13 protein-coding genes are annotated in these 15,085 nt (G+C 47.9%); 12 read left to right on the top strand and 1 reads right to left on the bottom strand.

All coding sequences use genetic code 11. The annotated features are described in order from the left end of the window. The first annotated feature begins 23 nt into the window (after positions 1-23). From CR205_RS09035 to deoC, 11 genes are all read left to right on the top strand, one after another. Complete coding sequence (locus CR205_RS09035) at positions 24-398, top strand: hypothetical protein (RefSeq protein WP_110518778.1); 375 nt, start codon at positions 24-26, stop codon at positions 396-398. Positions 399-821: 423 nt separating this feature from the next. After that, a complete protein-coding gene (gene lepA, locus CR205_RS09030; RefSeq protein ID WP_110518776.1) occupies positions 822-2,654 on the top strand; it encodes a translation elongation factor 4 in 1,833 nt (610 codons plus the stop codon). Between the two features lie 141 nt (positions 2,655-2,795). After that, positions 2,796-3,944 carry a radical SAM family heme chaperone HemW gene (hemW, locus tag CR205_RS09025; protein ID WP_110518773.1) on the top strand — a complete coding sequence of 383 codons (1,149 nt, stop codon included), beginning with the start codon at positions 2,796-2,798 and terminating at the stop codon, positions 3,942-3,944. A gap of 136 nt (positions 3,945-4,080) precedes the next feature. After that, the gene (gene hrcA, locus CR205_RS09020; RefSeq protein WP_110518771.1) at positions 4,081-5,115 is read left to right on the top strand and encodes a heat-inducible transcriptional repressor HrcA; all 1,035 of its coding nucleotides are present in this window, start codon (positions 4,081-4,083) and stop codon (positions 5,113-5,115) included. 141 nt (positions 5,116-5,256) lie between these two features. Beyond that, complete coding sequence (grpE, locus tag CR205_RS09015) at positions 5,257-5,862, top strand: nucleotide exchange factor GrpE (RefSeq protein ID WP_110518769.1); 606 nt, start codon at positions 5,257-5,259, stop codon at positions 5,860-5,862. Positions 5,863-5,900: 38 nt separating this feature from the next. After that, positions 5,901-7,748 carry a molecular chaperone DnaK gene (gene dnaK / locus CR205_RS09010; protein ID WP_110518767.1) on the top strand — a complete coding sequence of 616 codons (1,848 nt, stop codon included), beginning with the start codon at positions 5,901-5,903 and terminating at the stop codon, positions 7,746-7,748. A 222-nt stretch (positions 7,749-7,970) separates the two neighbouring features. After that, positions 7,971-9,092, top strand: a complete 1,122-nt coding sequence (gene dnaJ / locus CR205_RS09005) for a molecular chaperone DnaJ (RefSeq protein WP_110518765.1) — start codon at positions 7,971-7,973, stop codon at positions 9,090-9,092. Between the two features lie 23 nt (positions 9,093-9,115). Next, the gene (gene prmA, locus CR205_RS09000) at positions 9,116-10,060 is read left to right on the top strand and encodes a 50S ribosomal protein L11 methyltransferase (protein WP_110518763.1); all 945 of its coding nucleotides are present in this window, start codon (positions 9,116-9,118) and stop codon (positions 10,058-10,060) included. A gap of 132 nt (positions 10,061-10,192) precedes the next feature. Further along, positions 10,193-10,945, top strand: coding sequence for a 16S rRNA (uracil(1498)-N(3))-methyltransferase (locus CR205_RS08995; RefSeq protein ID WP_110519783.1), 753 nt, complete (start codon positions 10,193-10,195; stop codon positions 10,943-10,945). Positions 10,946-10,951: 6 nt separating this feature from the next. Continuing rightward, positions 10,952-12,295, top strand: a complete 1,344-nt coding sequence (gene mtaB / locus CR205_RS08990) for a tRNA (N(6)-L-threonylcarbamoyladenosine(37)-C(2))-methylthiotransferase MtaB (RefSeq protein ID WP_110518761.1) — start codon at positions 10,952-10,954, stop codon at positions 12,293-12,295. Between the two features lie 274 nt (positions 12,296-12,569). Continuing rightward, on the top strand, positions 12,570-13,250 hold the full coding sequence (gene deoC, locus CR205_RS08985; RefSeq protein WP_110518759.1) for a deoxyribose-phosphate aldolase: 681 nt from the start codon (positions 12,570-12,572) through the stop codon (positions 13,248-13,250). A 559-nt stretch (positions 13,251-13,809) separates the two neighbouring features. On the opposite strand, the gene CR205_RS08980 is transcribed toward deoC, so the two are convergent. Beyond that, complete coding sequence (locus CR205_RS08980; protein WP_110518757.1) at positions 13,810-14,748, bottom strand: Na/Pi symporter; 939 nt, start codon at positions 14,746-14,748, stop codon at positions 13,810-13,812. A gap of 161 nt (positions 14,749-14,909) precedes the next feature. On the opposite strand from CR205_RS08980, the gene rpsU reads away from it, so the two are divergent. Next, complete coding sequence (rpsU, locus tag CR205_RS08975) at positions 14,910-15,083, top strand: 30S ribosomal protein S21 (protein ID WP_078577114.1); 174 nt, start codon at positions 14,910-14,912, stop codon at positions 15,081-15,083. The last annotated feature ends 2 nt before the right edge of the window (positions 15,084-15,085 follow it).

Here is a 15,085-nt window from a genome sequence, read left to right as displayed (position 1 = left end):
TCCAGTTGAGGAGGAGAAACAGGATGGCCCCATTTCTATTGCGCTGCTTTTTTATCACTACGGTCTTTTTCTTTGGGTTTGTATTCGGGATTGTTTATGTCAATCATCTGAGCGGGTCGTTTGGGACATTCGGGGAGCCCTCTCCTCTTCAGCTTCAAATACCGCATGCAGAGACGGTGCCGGATATGATTGAGATGGAGGACGGTGATCATCTGGTTGTGTACGGTGAAGGGGATGATGATCTGAAAAAAGATCTTCTGACTACAGCAGATGTGAAGCGTGATCTTGCTGAGAAGCAGAACGGTGCAGGAGGGAATTTCTTTTCGGACGTTGGATTGAGAATTGCCGGCGCAATTGAAGCCATTTTTAAAGGAATCTATGCGGGACTCGGTTCATAGAAACAAAGCCGGCGGGGATCACGTTCCCTGGACCGGCTTTTTAACTGCGTAATTTTTGAACATGACTGTCATAGGCGCTGCCCGAGAAAAGTGTCGGCCACTTTTTATTATTGTTCTTTCAAAAGGACGCTCCGTTGCCCCTGTACACTCCGTACCTAAGATTGACGCCACTACTTCCGGCCTGCCTGAAAGGACACAAGAAATGTTTGTCCCTCCACTGGTTTATTGCTATAATGATGGTTAGCCTAATCACTACATACACGTGATGTGACAAAAGCCTGTGCATCTTTAAGAAGCCGGATTCACTGGCCTGTCATAAAATACAGCAGGAGAGGCAGCAGGTATGCTGCCGTCCTTTTTGTTCTGACTGTTCGGAGAGAGCGGAACAGCCCAGCTTTTTATACCAGTAGGAGTGAAATTCTAATGAATAATGAACAGCGTATACAGCGGCGCGAGAAGATTCGTAACTTCTCGATTATTGCCCACATTGACCACGGAAAATCTACACTTGCAGACCGGATTTTAGAAAAAACGAGTGCCTTAACCCAGCGTGAAATGAAAGACCAGATGCTTGACGCCATGGATCTTGAGCGTGAGCGCGGGATTACAATTAAACTGAATGCCGTCCAGCTGCGATATAAAGCTAACGATGGTGAAGAATACATTTTCCATCTGATTGACACACCTGGCCACGTCGACTTTTCCTATGAGGTGTCGCGGAGTCTTGCTGCCTGCGAAGGGGCGCTTTTGATTGTGGATGCGGCTCAGGGGATTGAAGCCCAGACACTGGCAAACGTCTACCTGGCGCTTGATAACGAGTTGGAGATCATCCCGGTAGTCAATAAAATCGATCTTCCAAGTGCCGAGCCGGACCGTGTTATGCAGGAAGTGGAGGACATTATCGGCCTTCCGAAAGAAGATGCGATTATGGCTTCAGCCAAAAACGGGATCGGCATCGAGGAAATTCTGGAGACGATCGTTGATAAAGTGCCGGCACCACCCGGAGATCCCGCGGCGCCGCTTCAGGCGATGATTTTCGATTCCCTGTACGATCCTTATCGAGGTGTTATTGTCTACATCCGGATTGTTGAAGGAACCGTCAAGCCTGGTGATAAAATTAAAATGATGGCCACAAATAAAGAATTTGAGGTCCAGGAGCTTGGTGTCTTCACACCTAAACCGACCGTCCAGGAAGAACTCACAGTCGGGGATGTAGGGTACCTGGTAGCTTCAATCAAGAATGTGAGTGACAGCCGGGTAGGTGATACCGTAACGAGTGCAGAACGTCCCGCAGCAGACATGCTCCCGGGTTATCGTAAGCTCAATCCGATGGTGTTCTGCGGACTGTATCCCGTAGATACGAACGACTACAACGCCCTTCGGGACGCCCTTGAAAAGCTTGAACTCAACGATGCGTCCCTTCAGTATGAAGCGGAAACGTCACAGGCACTCGGCTTTGGTTTCCGGTGCGGATTTCTCGGCCTTCTGCATATGGAGATTATTCAGGAGCGAATTGAGCGCGAGTTTGATATTGACTTGATCACCACAGCACCAAGTGTAATTTATAAAGTCCATAAAACAGATGGTGAAATGCAGCAGATCGACAACCCGTCCATGATGCCCGATTCCCAGAAAGTAGAGCACGTGGAAGAGCCTTACGTGAAAGCGGAAGTGATGGTACCTAACGACTTTGTCGGAGCGGTGATGGAGCTCTGTCAGAGAAAACGCGGCGATTATAAGGATATGAAGTATTTCGATGAAAACCGGGTTGTTATTACGTATGAACTGCCTCTTTCCGAAATCGTGTTTGATTTCTTTGATACGCTCAAATCGAGTACAAAGGGGTATGCCTCCTTTGATTACGAGCTGATCGGATACAAAGAAAGCCGTCTCGTGAAAATGGATATTCTCCTGAACGGAGAGGCGATCGATGCTCTGTCCGTGATCGTCCACCGTGATATGGCCTACCAGCGCGGAAAGGCGATTGTTGAGAAACTGAAGGAACTGATTCCAAGGCAGCAGTTTGAAGTTCCGGTTCAGGCAAGTATCGGCCAGAAAATCATTTCCCGCTCTACGATTAAAGCGATGCGGAAGAACGTTCTTGCAAAATGTTACGGGGGAGATATTTCCCGTAAGCGTAAGCTGCTTGAAAAGCAGAAAGAGGGTAAGCGCCGCATGAAGAGCGTTGGAAGCGTGGAAGTGCCTCAGGAAGCCTTTATGAGTGTACTCAGCATGGATGATTCAGACAAAAAATAAATCCAGACGAGTGTTTCGTAAAGCCTGACTTTACGGAACACTTTTCTTTTTAAAATCCGCGGCACGGGCTTTGAGAAAGGCTGTGTTCGGTTAGATTGATGTATTGAGGAAATTAATTATGGAGCGTAAGGCGGTGACAAGATGGATCCGAAAGCTGTATATGTGCATGTTCCTTTTTGCGAGCAGATCTGCCACTACTGCGATTTTAATAAGTTCTTTTTAAAAAATCAGCCGGTCGATGACTACCTCGATGACTGTGAAACAGAAATGAAACGAACAGTGGCGCGATTTCCTGTCAATGAAATCAAAAGCATTTATGTCGGGGGCGGAACTCCGACTTCAATATCCACTGGGCAGCTAAAGAGACTGCTCGAGGCCGCGCGGCGTCATTTTGGTATTGACCAGCCGGATAACATAGAATTTACGGTTGAGGTAAACCCTGGAAGTGCGGAGCCGGATAAACTTGAGATGATGAAGCGGGCGGGAGTTAATCGTTTAAGTATCGGCGTTCAGACATTTGATGCAGGTCTTCTTGAGAAGATCGGCAGAGACCATAAACCGGAAGATGTCACGGATACGATCAGGAAATGCCGCGATGCCGGATTTGACAATATTTCAATCGATCTTATGTTCGGACTTCCCGGTCAGACGGTGGAGCAGTTTCGGGATACGATCCAGAAGGCTGTGAAACTGGACATTGAACACGTAAGTGCTTACTCCCTGAAAGTTGAAGCGAAGACCGTATTTTACCAGCTCGCACAAAAAGGGAAGCTCTCTTTGCCCCAGGAGGAGACTGAAGCGGACATGTATGACCTGCTGATGACTGAACTGAAAAAGGCGGATTTTCAGATGTATGAAATCAGCAACTTTGCCAAGCCGGGAAGAGAAAGTATTCATAATCTGACCTATTGGGACAATGAAGGCTATTACGGAATTGGAGCAGGTGCCCACAGTTATGTGAGAGGCGTGCGCAGGCAGAATCACGGACCTCTGCCTAAATATATGAAAGCTATAGCAGCTGGGTCTTTTCCATACAGAGAAGAACACGAGGTCACTGTGAAGGAACAAATGGAAGAAGAACTGTTTATGGGGCTGCGCAAAACAAACGGTGTGTCTGCTGCCCGTTTTCAGGAGCGGTATGGAAGATCGGTCTCTGAAGTATTTGGACCTGCGATTCACAGCCTTACTGATCAGGGGCTTCTTAAGCAGTCAGACGGCCGCCTTCTCCTGACCGAACGGGGCCGCTTTCTGGGTAACGAAGTCTTTGAAAAGTTTCTTCTTGATGGCTGATAAAAGGCGGTGTCCGGAGGGTTTAACAGCGATTCGGAACAGTATCCTTTTATCTTGACAACCGGAAATGAAATTGGTACTTTATATTATAGATTTAGCACTCGTTAACCGGGAGTGCTAACAGGGAGGGATGTTCATGCTCACAGAACGGCAGCTTCTCATACTTAAAGCAATCATTGATGATTACGTTTGTCATGCAGAACCGGTCGGTTCACGGAGTGTTTCCAAAAGGGACGACATGAACTTCAGCCCGGCTACAATACGGAATGAAATGGCGGACCTCGAAGAACTTGGTTTCCTCGAAAAGCCGCACAGTTCAGCCGGCAGAATTCCATCCCAGAAAGGATACAGGTATTTTGTCGACCATATGCTGTCCCCGACTTCTCTCAGTAAGAATGAAGTGACGGACATCAGATTGATGTACGAACAGCGTTTTCTCGAGTTTGAAAAAGTAATTCAGCAGAGCGCCAAAATTCTTTCCAGCCTAACGAGCTATACGTCGATTGTGCTGGGGCCAGAAGTGTTTGAATCCAAGCTTCACCAGATCCAGCTGGTCCCGATTTCCAAGGCCAATGCTGTGGCGATTATCGTAACGGATACAGGACACGTTGAAAATCAGGCGGTTTCAATTCCCGAAGGTTTGGATATAGGAGAGATTGAGAAGATCGTTAACATCTTAAACGAACGTTTAAGAGGTGTACCGCTCATTCACCTTCGTCATAAACTAACGACTGAAATCAGGAATGTGCTTGCTAAATACGTGGATCATCATGAACAGGCGATTGAACTGCTCAATAGTGCGTTCAAGGATTCACATAATGAAAAGGTTTATTACGCCGGGAAAACAAACATTCTGTCCCAGCCGGAATTTCACGATGTGAACAGAGTAAGAGAGCTTTTTAATACGCTTGAGGAAGATGCTCTTGTATCAAAGCTTTTCCGCACGGAAGAGCAGGGCGTGAGGATCCGGATCGGGGAAGAAAATCAGTTTGCCCCGTTCGATGACTGTTCTGTGATTACGGCTACGTATTCCGTGGACGGAACACATCTTGGCACAGTCGGTATTCTCGGTCCAACCCGCATGGAGTACCAGCGCGTTGTCGGTCTGCTTGACTTCTTTTCCAAGGATTTAACGAACCTGCTGAAGCAGCGGTATCAAAAATCCGATTAACGGAAATATTGACAAATGTATGTAACGGTATTATTCTCACATATTGGGTAGTTACCGGGTCTCTTTTGTCAGCCTACAGCTGATAAGAGAGGCTGTTCCATGAATAGAGGATTGTCTGAATGATTTGAGGAGGTGAACACAATGGAACAGCAGGATAAAAAAGCACACACCATTGAAGAGGAAGAACTCGAGCGGGTTAACGCTGATGCTGAAGAACATGAAGCATCCGATCAGACCGATTCAGAGGAACAGGATGAAAACAATGAGGAACCTGAAATCGAACTTGTAAATGAGGACGACAGTAAGGTAAAAGAGCTCGAGGAGAAGATTGAAGATCTTAACACCCGTCTGCTTCGTAATCAGGCAGATTATGATAACTTCCGACGCAGAACCCGAAAGGAAAAAGAGGCGGATGCGAAATACAGATCCCAGAAACTTGCTGAACAGCTTCTGCCCGCTCTGGATAACTTTGAGAGGGCGATGATGGTTGACATTTCTTCAGAAGACGGCAAGAGTCTTCTTCAGGGAATGGAAATGGTTTACCGGCAGATTAAGGAAGCTCTCGATGCGGAGGGAATCAAGCCGATTGAGGCAGTTGGTGCACCATTTGACCCTCATTACCACCAGGCTGTGATGCAGGTGGAATCGGACGACTACGATTCAAACATCGTAGTCGAGGAAATGCAGAAAGGCTACATGCTTAACGACCGTGTGATCCGGCCGGCAATGGTCAAGGTCAGCACGTAACAACTACATATTTTCACTAAGAACAGGAGGAATTTTAAATGAGTAAAGTAATCGGTATTGACTTAGGTACAACAAACTCATGTGTTGCAGTTATGGAGGGTGGCGAAGCGACGGTTATTCCGAATGCGGAAGGCAGCCGTACAACACCATCAGTTGTTTCCTTTAAGGACGGAGAGCGTCAGACAGGTGAGGTAGCGAAGCGCCAGATGATCACGAACCCGAACACAATTGTATCCATTAAGCGTCATATGGGTACTGACTATAAAGTTGAAGCGGAAGGCAAAGAGTATTCTCCACAGGAGATTTCTGCAATCATCCTTCAGAAGCTCAAAGAAGATGCAGAAGCATATCTTGGTGAAAAAGTAACCAAAGCGGTTATTACTGTTCCTGCCTATTTTAACGACTCCCAGCGTCAGGCAACGAAGGACGCTGGAAAGATTGCAGGCCTTGAAGTCGAGCGTATCGTTAACGAGCCGACTGCAGCAGCCCTTGCGTACGGCTTTGAAAAAGAAGAAGATCAGACAATCCTTGTCTACGACCTCGGGGGCGGAACGTTTGACGTATCCATCCTTGAACTTGGCGACGGTTTCTTCGAAGTACGTGCTACGTCCGGTGACAACAAACTCGGCGGTGACGACTTTGACCAGGTGATCATTGACCACCTTGTAGCTCAGTTCAAAAAAGACAACGGAATCGATCTTTCCCAGGATAAAATGGCCCTTCAGCGTCTGAAAGATGCTGCTGAAAAAGCGAAGAAGGACCTTTCAGGTGTATCCCAGACGCAGATTTCACTTCCGTTCATCACAGCAGACGCTTCAGGACCGAAACACCTTGAGCTGAACCTGACACGAGCGAAGTTTGAAGAAATGAGTTCGGATCTTGTGGAGCGTACGATGGGCCCTACACGCCAGGCAATGAGCGATGCTGGACTATCTGCAAGTGAAATCGACAAGATTGTTCTTGTAGGTGGGTCCACGCGTATTCCAGCTGTTCAGGAAGCAATCAAGAAGGTAACAGGTAAAGACCCTCATAAAGGTGTGAACCCGGATGAGGTTGTTGCTCTTGGTGCCGCTGTTCAGGCAGGGGTACTCACTGGTGACGTAAAGGATGTTGTTCTTCTTGACGTAACACCACTGTCACTAGGAATTGAAACAATGGGCGGCGTATTCACAAAGCTCATCGACCGCAATACGACAATTCCAACAAGCAAATCCCAGACGTTCTCCACTGCAGCTGACAACCAGCCTTCCGTGGATATCCATGTTCTTCAGGGTGAGCGTGAAATGGCAGCAGACAACAAGACACTGGGCCGTTTTCAGCTGACTGACATTCCACCGGCACCACGCGGAGTACCGCAGATCGAAGTATCCTTTGATATCGATGCCAACGGAATTGTTAACGTCCGTGCCAAGGACCTTGGAACGAATAAAGAGCAGTCCATCACAATTACGTCTTCTTCCGGTCTTGATGAAAGTGAAATCGAGCGTATGGTTAAAGAAGCTGAAGAAAACGCTGAAGCTGACAAAAAGCGCCGTGAGGAAGTAGACCTTCGCAACGAAGCAGACCAGCTTGTATTTACGACAGATAAGACGATTAAAGATCTTGGCGAAAGTGTCGAGCAGGAAGACAAAGACAAAGCGGAAGCAGCGAAGGAAAAAGTCCAGGAAGCTCTCAAAGGCGAGGACATCGAAGCAATCCGCACAGCAAAAGATGAACTGCAGGAAATTGTTCAGCAGCTCTCAACTAAAATGTATGAGCAGGCTGCGCAGGCAGCTCAGGCCCAGCAGGAAGCCGAGGGCGGAGAAGCAGGCCAGCAGCAGGCTGAAGACGATAACGTAGTTGATGCAGAGTACGAAGAAGTAAACAACGACGAGAAAAAACAGTAATGCAGGGCTGATATGAAGAGGGTGTCCCGAATCTGAAGTGCCAGGCACCTCCGATACTGTATCCAGCATAAGTAAGTAATAATGCTGGATACGACTTCTGTTGGAGAGAGCCGGGCACCTAAGAGGGGATACCCTCTTTTTCTGTGGCATACAATGTTGCGGGAGCCGTCAGTCAGTGATAAGATATTCGTTATGGATTAGCAGTCGGGAGTGGATACACAAATGAGCAAAAAAGATTTTTACGACGTTCTCGGAGTCGGACAGGATGCCTCTGAGGCCGATATTAAGAAAGCATACCGGAAGCTCGCACGCCAGTATCATCCGGACGTGAACAAAGAAGCGGGAGCTGAGGATAAATTTAAGGAAGTCAAAGAAGCGTATGATACTCTCAGCGACTCACAGAAACGGGCCCATTATGACCGTTTCGGACATACCGACCCGAACCAGTTCGGCGGAGGCGGCGCAGGCCAGGGTGACTTCGGGGGCTTCGGCGATATTTTTGACATGTTCTTTGGCGGCGGGGGACGCCGTGATCCTAACGCACCGCGGCAGGGATCTGATCTCCAGTACACGATGACGCTTGAGTTTAAGGAAGCAGTATTCGGTAAAGAAATGGATATTGAGATTCCCCGGGAAGAAACGTGTGACACATGTAACGGTTCCGGAGCGAAGCCGGGAACAAAGCCGGAGACGTGTAAGCACTGTCATGGTGCCGGCCAGCTGAATGTGGAGCAGAACACTCCGTTTGGCCGCGTTGTGAACCGGCGTGTATGTAATCATTGTCAGGGAACCGGTCAAATGATTAAAGACCGCTGCCGCACATGCGGCGGGCAGGGCAAAGTGAAGAAGCGCAAGACAATTCATATCAAGATACCTGCAGGTGTGGATACCGGCCAGCAGATTCGAGTAGCCGGACAAGGTGAACCAGGTGCCAACGGAGGACCGGCGGGTGACCTGTTTGTCGTCTTTAATGTTAAACCTCACGAGTTCTTTAAGCGTGATGGCGATAACCTCTACTGTGACATGCCGCTGACATTTGCGCAGGCTGCCCTCGGTGATGAAATTGAAGTACCGACACTCAAAGGCAAGATCAGCCTTAAGATTCCTGCCGGAACACAGACCGGCACAGAGTTCCGTCTGAAGGCGAAAGGTGTTCCAAACGTCCGCGGTGCAGGACAGGGCGACCAGTTTGTGCGCGTGCGCGTTGTGACGCCTAAAAACCTGTCAGAGAAGCAGAAAGAAATTTTACGTGATTTTGCCGAAGAAACCGGTTCAGCACCGGATGAGCAGAACGACAACTTTTTTGCAAAAGCAAAACGGGCGTTTAAAAGCTTCGGTGAATAATACAGGCTGGGGAGCTGATGGAGATGAAGTGGTCGGAAATTAGTATTCATACTACACAGGAAGCAGTGGAACCGGTAAGTAATATTCTGCACGAAGCCGGTGCCAGCGGTGTCGTAATTGAGGACCCTGGTGATCTGACCCGCGCGTGGGATACGACATTCGGCGAAGTCTATCAGCTTTCCCCGGACGATTACCCGGAGGAAGGCATCATTCTGAAGGCGTATCTTCCGGTTAACAGCTTTCTTGGAGAGACAGTAGATGAAATTAAGGAAGCGATCAACAACCTGATTACCCATGATATTGATGTGGGGCATAACAACGTTTCCCTCAGTGAAGTGAACGAAGAAGAATGGGCAACAGCCTGGAAAAAATACTACAAGCCGGTGAAGGTCTCCGACAGGATCACAATTACACCAACCTGGGAAGAGTATGAAAAGGTGTCGGATAAAGAGCTGATTATCGAACTTGACCCGGGCATGGCTTTTGGAACCGGAACCCATCCTACAACAGTACTCTGTATCCAGGCTCTTGAAAAGTATATTCAAAAAGGAGATCAGGTTCTTGATGTGGGAACCGGCTCTGGTGTCCTGAGTATTGCTGCAGCAAAGCTTGGTGCACAAAGCGTGCTCGCCATGGACCTGGATGATGTTGCTGTACAGACAGCAAACATTAATGTGAAACTGAACAAAGCACAAGATGTTGTCTCCATTAAGCAGAACAATCTGCTAGAAGGAGTAGAGGAAAGGCCGGACCTGATCGTAGCGAATATTCTTGCCGAAGTGATTGTCCGTATGACAGACGATGCATATGCCAAGCTGAATCCAGGCGGGACTTTGATTACTTCCGGCATTATCAGCGCAAAACGGGAGATGGTTAAAGAGGCACTCAAAGCCAGTGGATTTACAATTGCCGAAGTCATTGAAATGGAAGATTGGCTGGCGATTGTGGCGAAGGTACCGAAGGCATAGATCGGTGTCGGTCTGCAGGCTCTGGACCATGAGTATAAAAATGACAATAAGCCGCGCTGCACGAGCCGGGGGACAGAATGATTACGCCGGTCTCAGCAAGTGACTGGAATGGAAGGACACAAGGTGATGGGAATGCAGCGGTATTTTCTGGATGACACGCAAATCAGCGCAGACGATGTTATAATGACTGGTGACGAAGCGAAACACATCGCCCGCGTGATGCGCATGAATGAAGGTGACGAAGTGGTTTGCTGTAACCGCTCCGGCGCCTGTTTTCGTGTGCAGCTGACCGTGGTTTCCCCTGAACAAGTACAGGGAACGGTGGTTGAACAGGAGCACCGGTCTTCAGAAATGCCTGTCCATGTTACCGTTGCCTGCGGCCTTCCAAAAGCAGATAAGCTTGAACTTGTCATACAAAAAGGCACCGAGTTAGGGGCAAGTGCCTTCCTTCCATTTGAGGCAGAGCGGTCGATCGTGAAGCTGGATCAGAAAAAAGCCCGTAAAAAACAGGAGCGGTGGGAGAAGATTGCCCAGGAAGCAGCCGAACAGTCCCAACGCAGCCTTGTTCCTTTGATAGGAAACGTAGCCTCGTTTTCAGAGCTTATCTCTGCATTTGACAGCTTTGAACAGGTGATCGTGGCCTATGAAGAAGAAGCAAGGAACGATGAGAAAAGCCGCCTGGCAGAAACGTTAAATCAGGCATCCTGCGGTGACCGTGTACTCATCATCGCCGGTCCTGAAGGCGGTTTTTCTGATCGGGAAATAGAACTCCTGACAGGGGCAGGAGCTGTCTCATGTGCGCTCGGCCCCCGTATTCTGCGGGCTGAAACAGCGCCCCTTTATGCCCTTTCGGCAATCTCCTACCATTTTGAATTATCGAGGTGATCACACATGCCTTCCGTTGCATTTCATACATTAGGCTGTAAAGTTAACCATTACGAAACCGAAGCAATCTGGCAGCTGTTTAAAAAAGCCGGATATGAAAAAACAGAGTTTGATCAGACGTCAGATGTGTATGTCATTAATACGTGCACAGTTACAAACACTGGTGATAAAAAAAGTCGTCAGGTTATTCGCCGTGCGATCCGAAAAAACCCGGATGCCGTCATCTGCGTAACAGGCTGTTATGCTCAGACCTCTCCTGCTGAGATCATGGCGATTCCCGGCGTGGACATCGTTGTTGGAACTCAGGACCGGCACAAGATGATTCCATACATTGAACAGTTCCGGGAAGAACGGGAACCGATTAACGGCGTGGGCAATATCATGAAAACCCGCGTTTATGAGGAACTGGATGTTCCTGCATTTACTGACCGCACCCGTGCAAGCCTTAAAATTCAGGAAGGGTGCAACAACTTCTGTACGTTCTGTATCATCCCGTGGGCACGGGGGCTTCTCCGTTCCCGTAAGCCTGAGGACGTGCTCGTTCAGGCCCGCCAGCTCGTAGATGCGGGCTACAAGGAAATTGTCCTGACAGGCATTCATACAGGCGGGTATGGAGAGGACATGAAAGATTACAGTCTTGCAGATTTGCTGCTGGAACTGGAAAAAGTAGAAGGACTCAAGCGGATTCGGATTTCTTCGATTGAAGCGAGTCAGATTACCGACCGTGTGATTGAAGTCATTGACCAGTCCGAAAAGATTGTCCGTCACCTGCATGTGCCGCTGCAGTCCGGTTCCGATACGGTACTAAAGCGCATGCGCCGGAAATATACAAATGAATTTTTTGCCGAACGGGTCGGCCGGCTTCATAAGGCTCTCCCGGGACTGGCTGTCACAACCGATGTGATCGTTGGATTCCCGGGCGAAACGGATGAAGAGTTCCAGGAAACATATGACTTTATCCGTGATCTTCAGTTTTCGGAACTGCACGTTTTTCCTTATTCCAAACGTACCGGTACACCGGCAGCGCGGATGGAAGACCAGGTGGATGACCAGGTGAAAAACGACCGGGTGCATCGTCTGATCGAACTGTCCAACCAGCTGGCTAAACAGTATGCGTCACGTTTTGAAGAGGAGGTTCTTGAAGTGATCCCCGAAGAAAAGGGAAGCGACGGCAATCTCCTGGTAGGTTACAGCGACAACTACATGAAAGTTAATTTCGAAGGAGACGAAAGCCTCATCGGTGAAATTGTGAAAGTGAAAATCACAAAAGCCGGTTATCCTTATAACGAAGGACGTTTTGTGCGTGTCGTTGAGGAAGAAGCGAGGCAGACCGTAGCCTCAGGCGAATAAACCATATAGTCTGCACCTCTGGAATCTTAGGATTTCAGAGGTGTTTTTTTTATCTGTAGCACTCAGGAATTTAACAGATGTCTAAATATCAGAATAATTAAGTCTTTGTAAAGAGAACACGCGATTCAGGTAAAACCGCGTGGTTACGCTTTTTATTTGAAAGTATGTATGAACCGCTTCTCTCGTCAAACAATAAGAAACATGATATTATAATGAAGGCTGCCAGAGAGGTACGTACAACTCCGGCTAATATATAGAAAGCGAGCGTGAAATAATGAGCAGCAAACAGAACCTTTCTTCTTACATTGATCATACATTACTGAAACCTGAAGCGACGAAAGAACAGATTGAAGTTCTTGCACAGGAGGCAAAACAGTATTCCTTTGCATCTGTGTGTGTGAACCCGGGATGGATTGAAACAGCGTATGCAATCTTAAAAGATACCCCGGATGTGAAAGTATGCACCGTTATTGGATTCCCTCTTGGAGCATCCACACCTGAAACGAAATCATTTGAAACTCAGGATGCCATTGCCAAAGGAGCCGGCGAAGTGGATATGGTTATTAACGTTGGAGCGCTTAAGAGCGGCAATACTGACCTTGTTCTCCGCGACATTAAAGCCGTGGTCGATGCAGCATCAGGAAAAGCACTTACTAAAGTGATTATTGAAACAGCCCTCCTTACTGAAGAGGAAAAAGTGAAAGCCTGTGAACTTTCTGTAGAAGCAGGAGCTGACTATGTGAAAACCTCCACCGGTTTTGCTTCAGGTGGAGCGACGGTAGACGACATTGAGCTGATGCGTAAAACAGTCGGCCCTGATCTTGGTGTTAAAGCATCAGGCGGGGTGCGTGACAGAGAAACGACGCTTGCGATGATTGAAGCAGGTGCCACACGTATTGGTGCCAGTGCCGGTATTGCCATTGTCACAGGCGGCCAGTCTGATTCTGACTATTAATATAGCTGTTTTCGTCTGGAATGAAACTGGAAGCCTATGGCTGCAGCGAAAGTCTATTATTGAAGAGGAGGCTGGAATAAAACAGTCTCTATCTTAGTAAAAAACGGTACCAATTATTGCTTTTCGATAGTTGGCACCGTTTTTTTGTGTACACATGAATGTTGATTGTTCAATAATCACGAGACGCCTGCGGGAAAAGCAAGAGCGGAAGATCCACCGGGGCAATCTTCCCCGGTTGGCTAAAGCCTGCCCGCGGCAAGCGAGTGTATTTTTGAACAGTGAAACGTTATATACTGCCGAAAGCAAAAGGAGGATGGGACAAAAGTAAAATGTATAGAAGAAAACCCAAACGAAAAGCTGTCTAGCGGCTGAAATATACACCGACTCCTGCGGGAGGAAAAGCGCAGATGAGACCCTGTAGTGCGAAGCACACGGAGGCTCAGCCGCTTCCCGCGGAAAGCGGTGGATATTTCAGCAGCGATTAATCTGCACCGCTTGCTGATTGTTCTAATTTTCATCTGTGAATATACTTTTGTCCCAGCCTCCTCATATTGTTTCCTCAAATTCTCGGATCTTTTATACGGTGGACCTTAATCAGGAACCGGGCAAACCGGTCAGTAAAGGGCAGGATCACAGCCGAGGAAAGAATGTTGAAAACAGTGGCCGCGTGAGCAAGCTGGATTGCCGGAGTATCCGCTGTAAGTTGGATCACATCGGCAAAAACATGCAAAAACGGAAAGAACACTATGACGCCGATAATGTTAATCCATATATGGGCATAAGCTGTGAGGCGTGATTCCACGCTCCCACCGATACTGGCAAGCCAAGCGGTGACACAGGTCCCAATATTTGCCCCGAGCATAATCGCGATCCCAGTTGGAAGAGAGAAGATATGTTCATTCATAAACGACATCGTTATAGCCGATACAGCTGAACTTGATTGAATCACACCGCTGAGGAAGATTCCCGCGAGCAATGCAAGTGTGCTTTTTTCATCGGTGCTCGTCAGCCATTCATAAACAGCAGTGAGCGATGACAGTGGGTAGGCAAGTGTCTCAAAACCATGCATCGCAACAAAAATACTTCCCAGACCAAACGAAAAACACCCGATACAAAACAGAACATGATTTCTTGTCATAAGAAGCGGTACACCGAAAATAAGAAGGGGCGCAATGAGCCACGTTGTGTTCATGGCAACTATTTCGAGTGTCAGACACGTGCCGATATTTGCTCCCAGCATAATTCCTATGGAATGGCGGAACGAAATAACCCTTGCTGCCACAAGACCGACGGTCATGACCATGACGGCAGAACTGCTCTGCAGCAGTCCTGTAACCAATGCACCGGCAAGCAGTCCTTTATAGGGCCTGTCGATAAATTTTACGAGAAAATCCGACATGCGCCGCCCCTGCAAGTTTAACAGTCCCTGGCGCATCACCGTCATGCCAAACAGAAACAGGGCAGCATATATGGCAAATAACGAAAAAAGCTCTTTCATGGACAACACCTCTGTATAGATGTTTATGGCCGAAAAAGACAAGCATGACAGGGAAATCTTTTTTATGTAAAAGTTGACCATAAGAGCAGAGTCATATATAATCAAAAAAGACATGCAAATTGGTATGTCTTTGATTGGTTGTTTGGAGGGAGGGAAATAGAATGGCAGAAACACGAGTACGTAAAAACGAATCCATTGATGCTGCCCTTCGTCGCTTCAAAAAAACGATGTCTAAAGAGGGTACCATGGCTGAGGTTCGTAAACGTAAACACTATGAAAAACCGAGCATCAAGCGTAAGAAAAAATCAGAAGCAGCTCGTAAGCGCAAGTTTTAAGG

It is taken from the genome of Alteribacter lacisalsi (genome assembly GCF_003226345.1).
GTDB classification, from domain to species: Bacteria; Bacillota; Bacilli; order Bacillales; family Salisediminibacteriaceae; genus Alteribacter; species Alteribacter lacisalsi.
The sequence above is the reverse complement of the archived record's forward strand: the minus strand, read 5'-3'. Positions and strand labels throughout refer to the sequence as shown.

Excerpts from the sequence above, each read along its gene's own strand:
- CR205_RS09035 (WP_110518778.1), top strand. The coding sequence starts at position 24 with ATGGCCCCATTTCTATTGCGCTGCTTTTTTATCACTACGGTCTTTTTC.
- lepA (WP_110518776.1), top strand. The coding sequence starts at position 822 with ATGAATAATGAACAGCGTATACAGCGGCGCGAGAAGATTCGTAACTTC.
- hemW (WP_110518773.1), top strand. The coding sequence starts at position 2,796 with ATGGATCCGAAAGCTGTATATGTGCATGTTCCTTTTTGCGAGCAGATC.
- hrcA (WP_110518771.1), top strand. The coding sequence starts at position 4,081 with ATGCTCACAGAACGGCAGCTTCTCATACTTAAAGCAATCATTGATGAT.
- grpE (WP_110518769.1), top strand. The coding sequence starts at position 5,257 with ATGGAACAGCAGGATAAAAAAGCACACACCATTGAAGAGGAAGAACTC.
- dnaK (WP_110518767.1), top strand. The coding sequence starts at position 5,901 with ATGAGTAAAGTAATCGGTATTGACTTAGGTACAACAAACTCATGTGTT.
- dnaJ (WP_110518765.1), top strand. The coding sequence starts at position 7,971 with ATGAGCAAAAAAGATTTTTACGACGTTCTCGGAGTCGGACAGGATGCC.
- prmA (WP_110518763.1), top strand. The coding sequence starts at position 9,116 with ATGAAGTGGTCGGAAATTAGTATTCATACTACACAGGAAGCAGTGGAA.
- CR205_RS08995 (WP_110519783.1), top strand. The coding sequence starts at position 10,193 with ATGCAGCGGTATTTTCTGGATGACACGCAAATCAGCGCAGACGATGTT.
- mtaB (WP_110518761.1), top strand. The coding sequence starts at position 10,952 with ATGCCTTCCGTTGCATTTCATACATTAGGCTGTAAAGTTAACCATTAC.
- deoC (WP_110518759.1), top strand. The coding sequence starts at position 12,570 with ATGAGCAGCAAACAGAACCTTTCTTCTTACATTGATCATACATTACTG.
- CR205_RS08980 (WP_110518757.1), bottom strand. The coding sequence starts at position 14,748 with ATGAAAGAGCTTTTTTCGTTATTTGCCATATATGCTGCCCTGTTTCTG.
- rpsU (WP_078577114.1), top strand. The coding sequence starts at position 14,910 with ATGGCAGAAACACGAGTACGTAAAAACGAATCCATTGATGCTGCCCTT.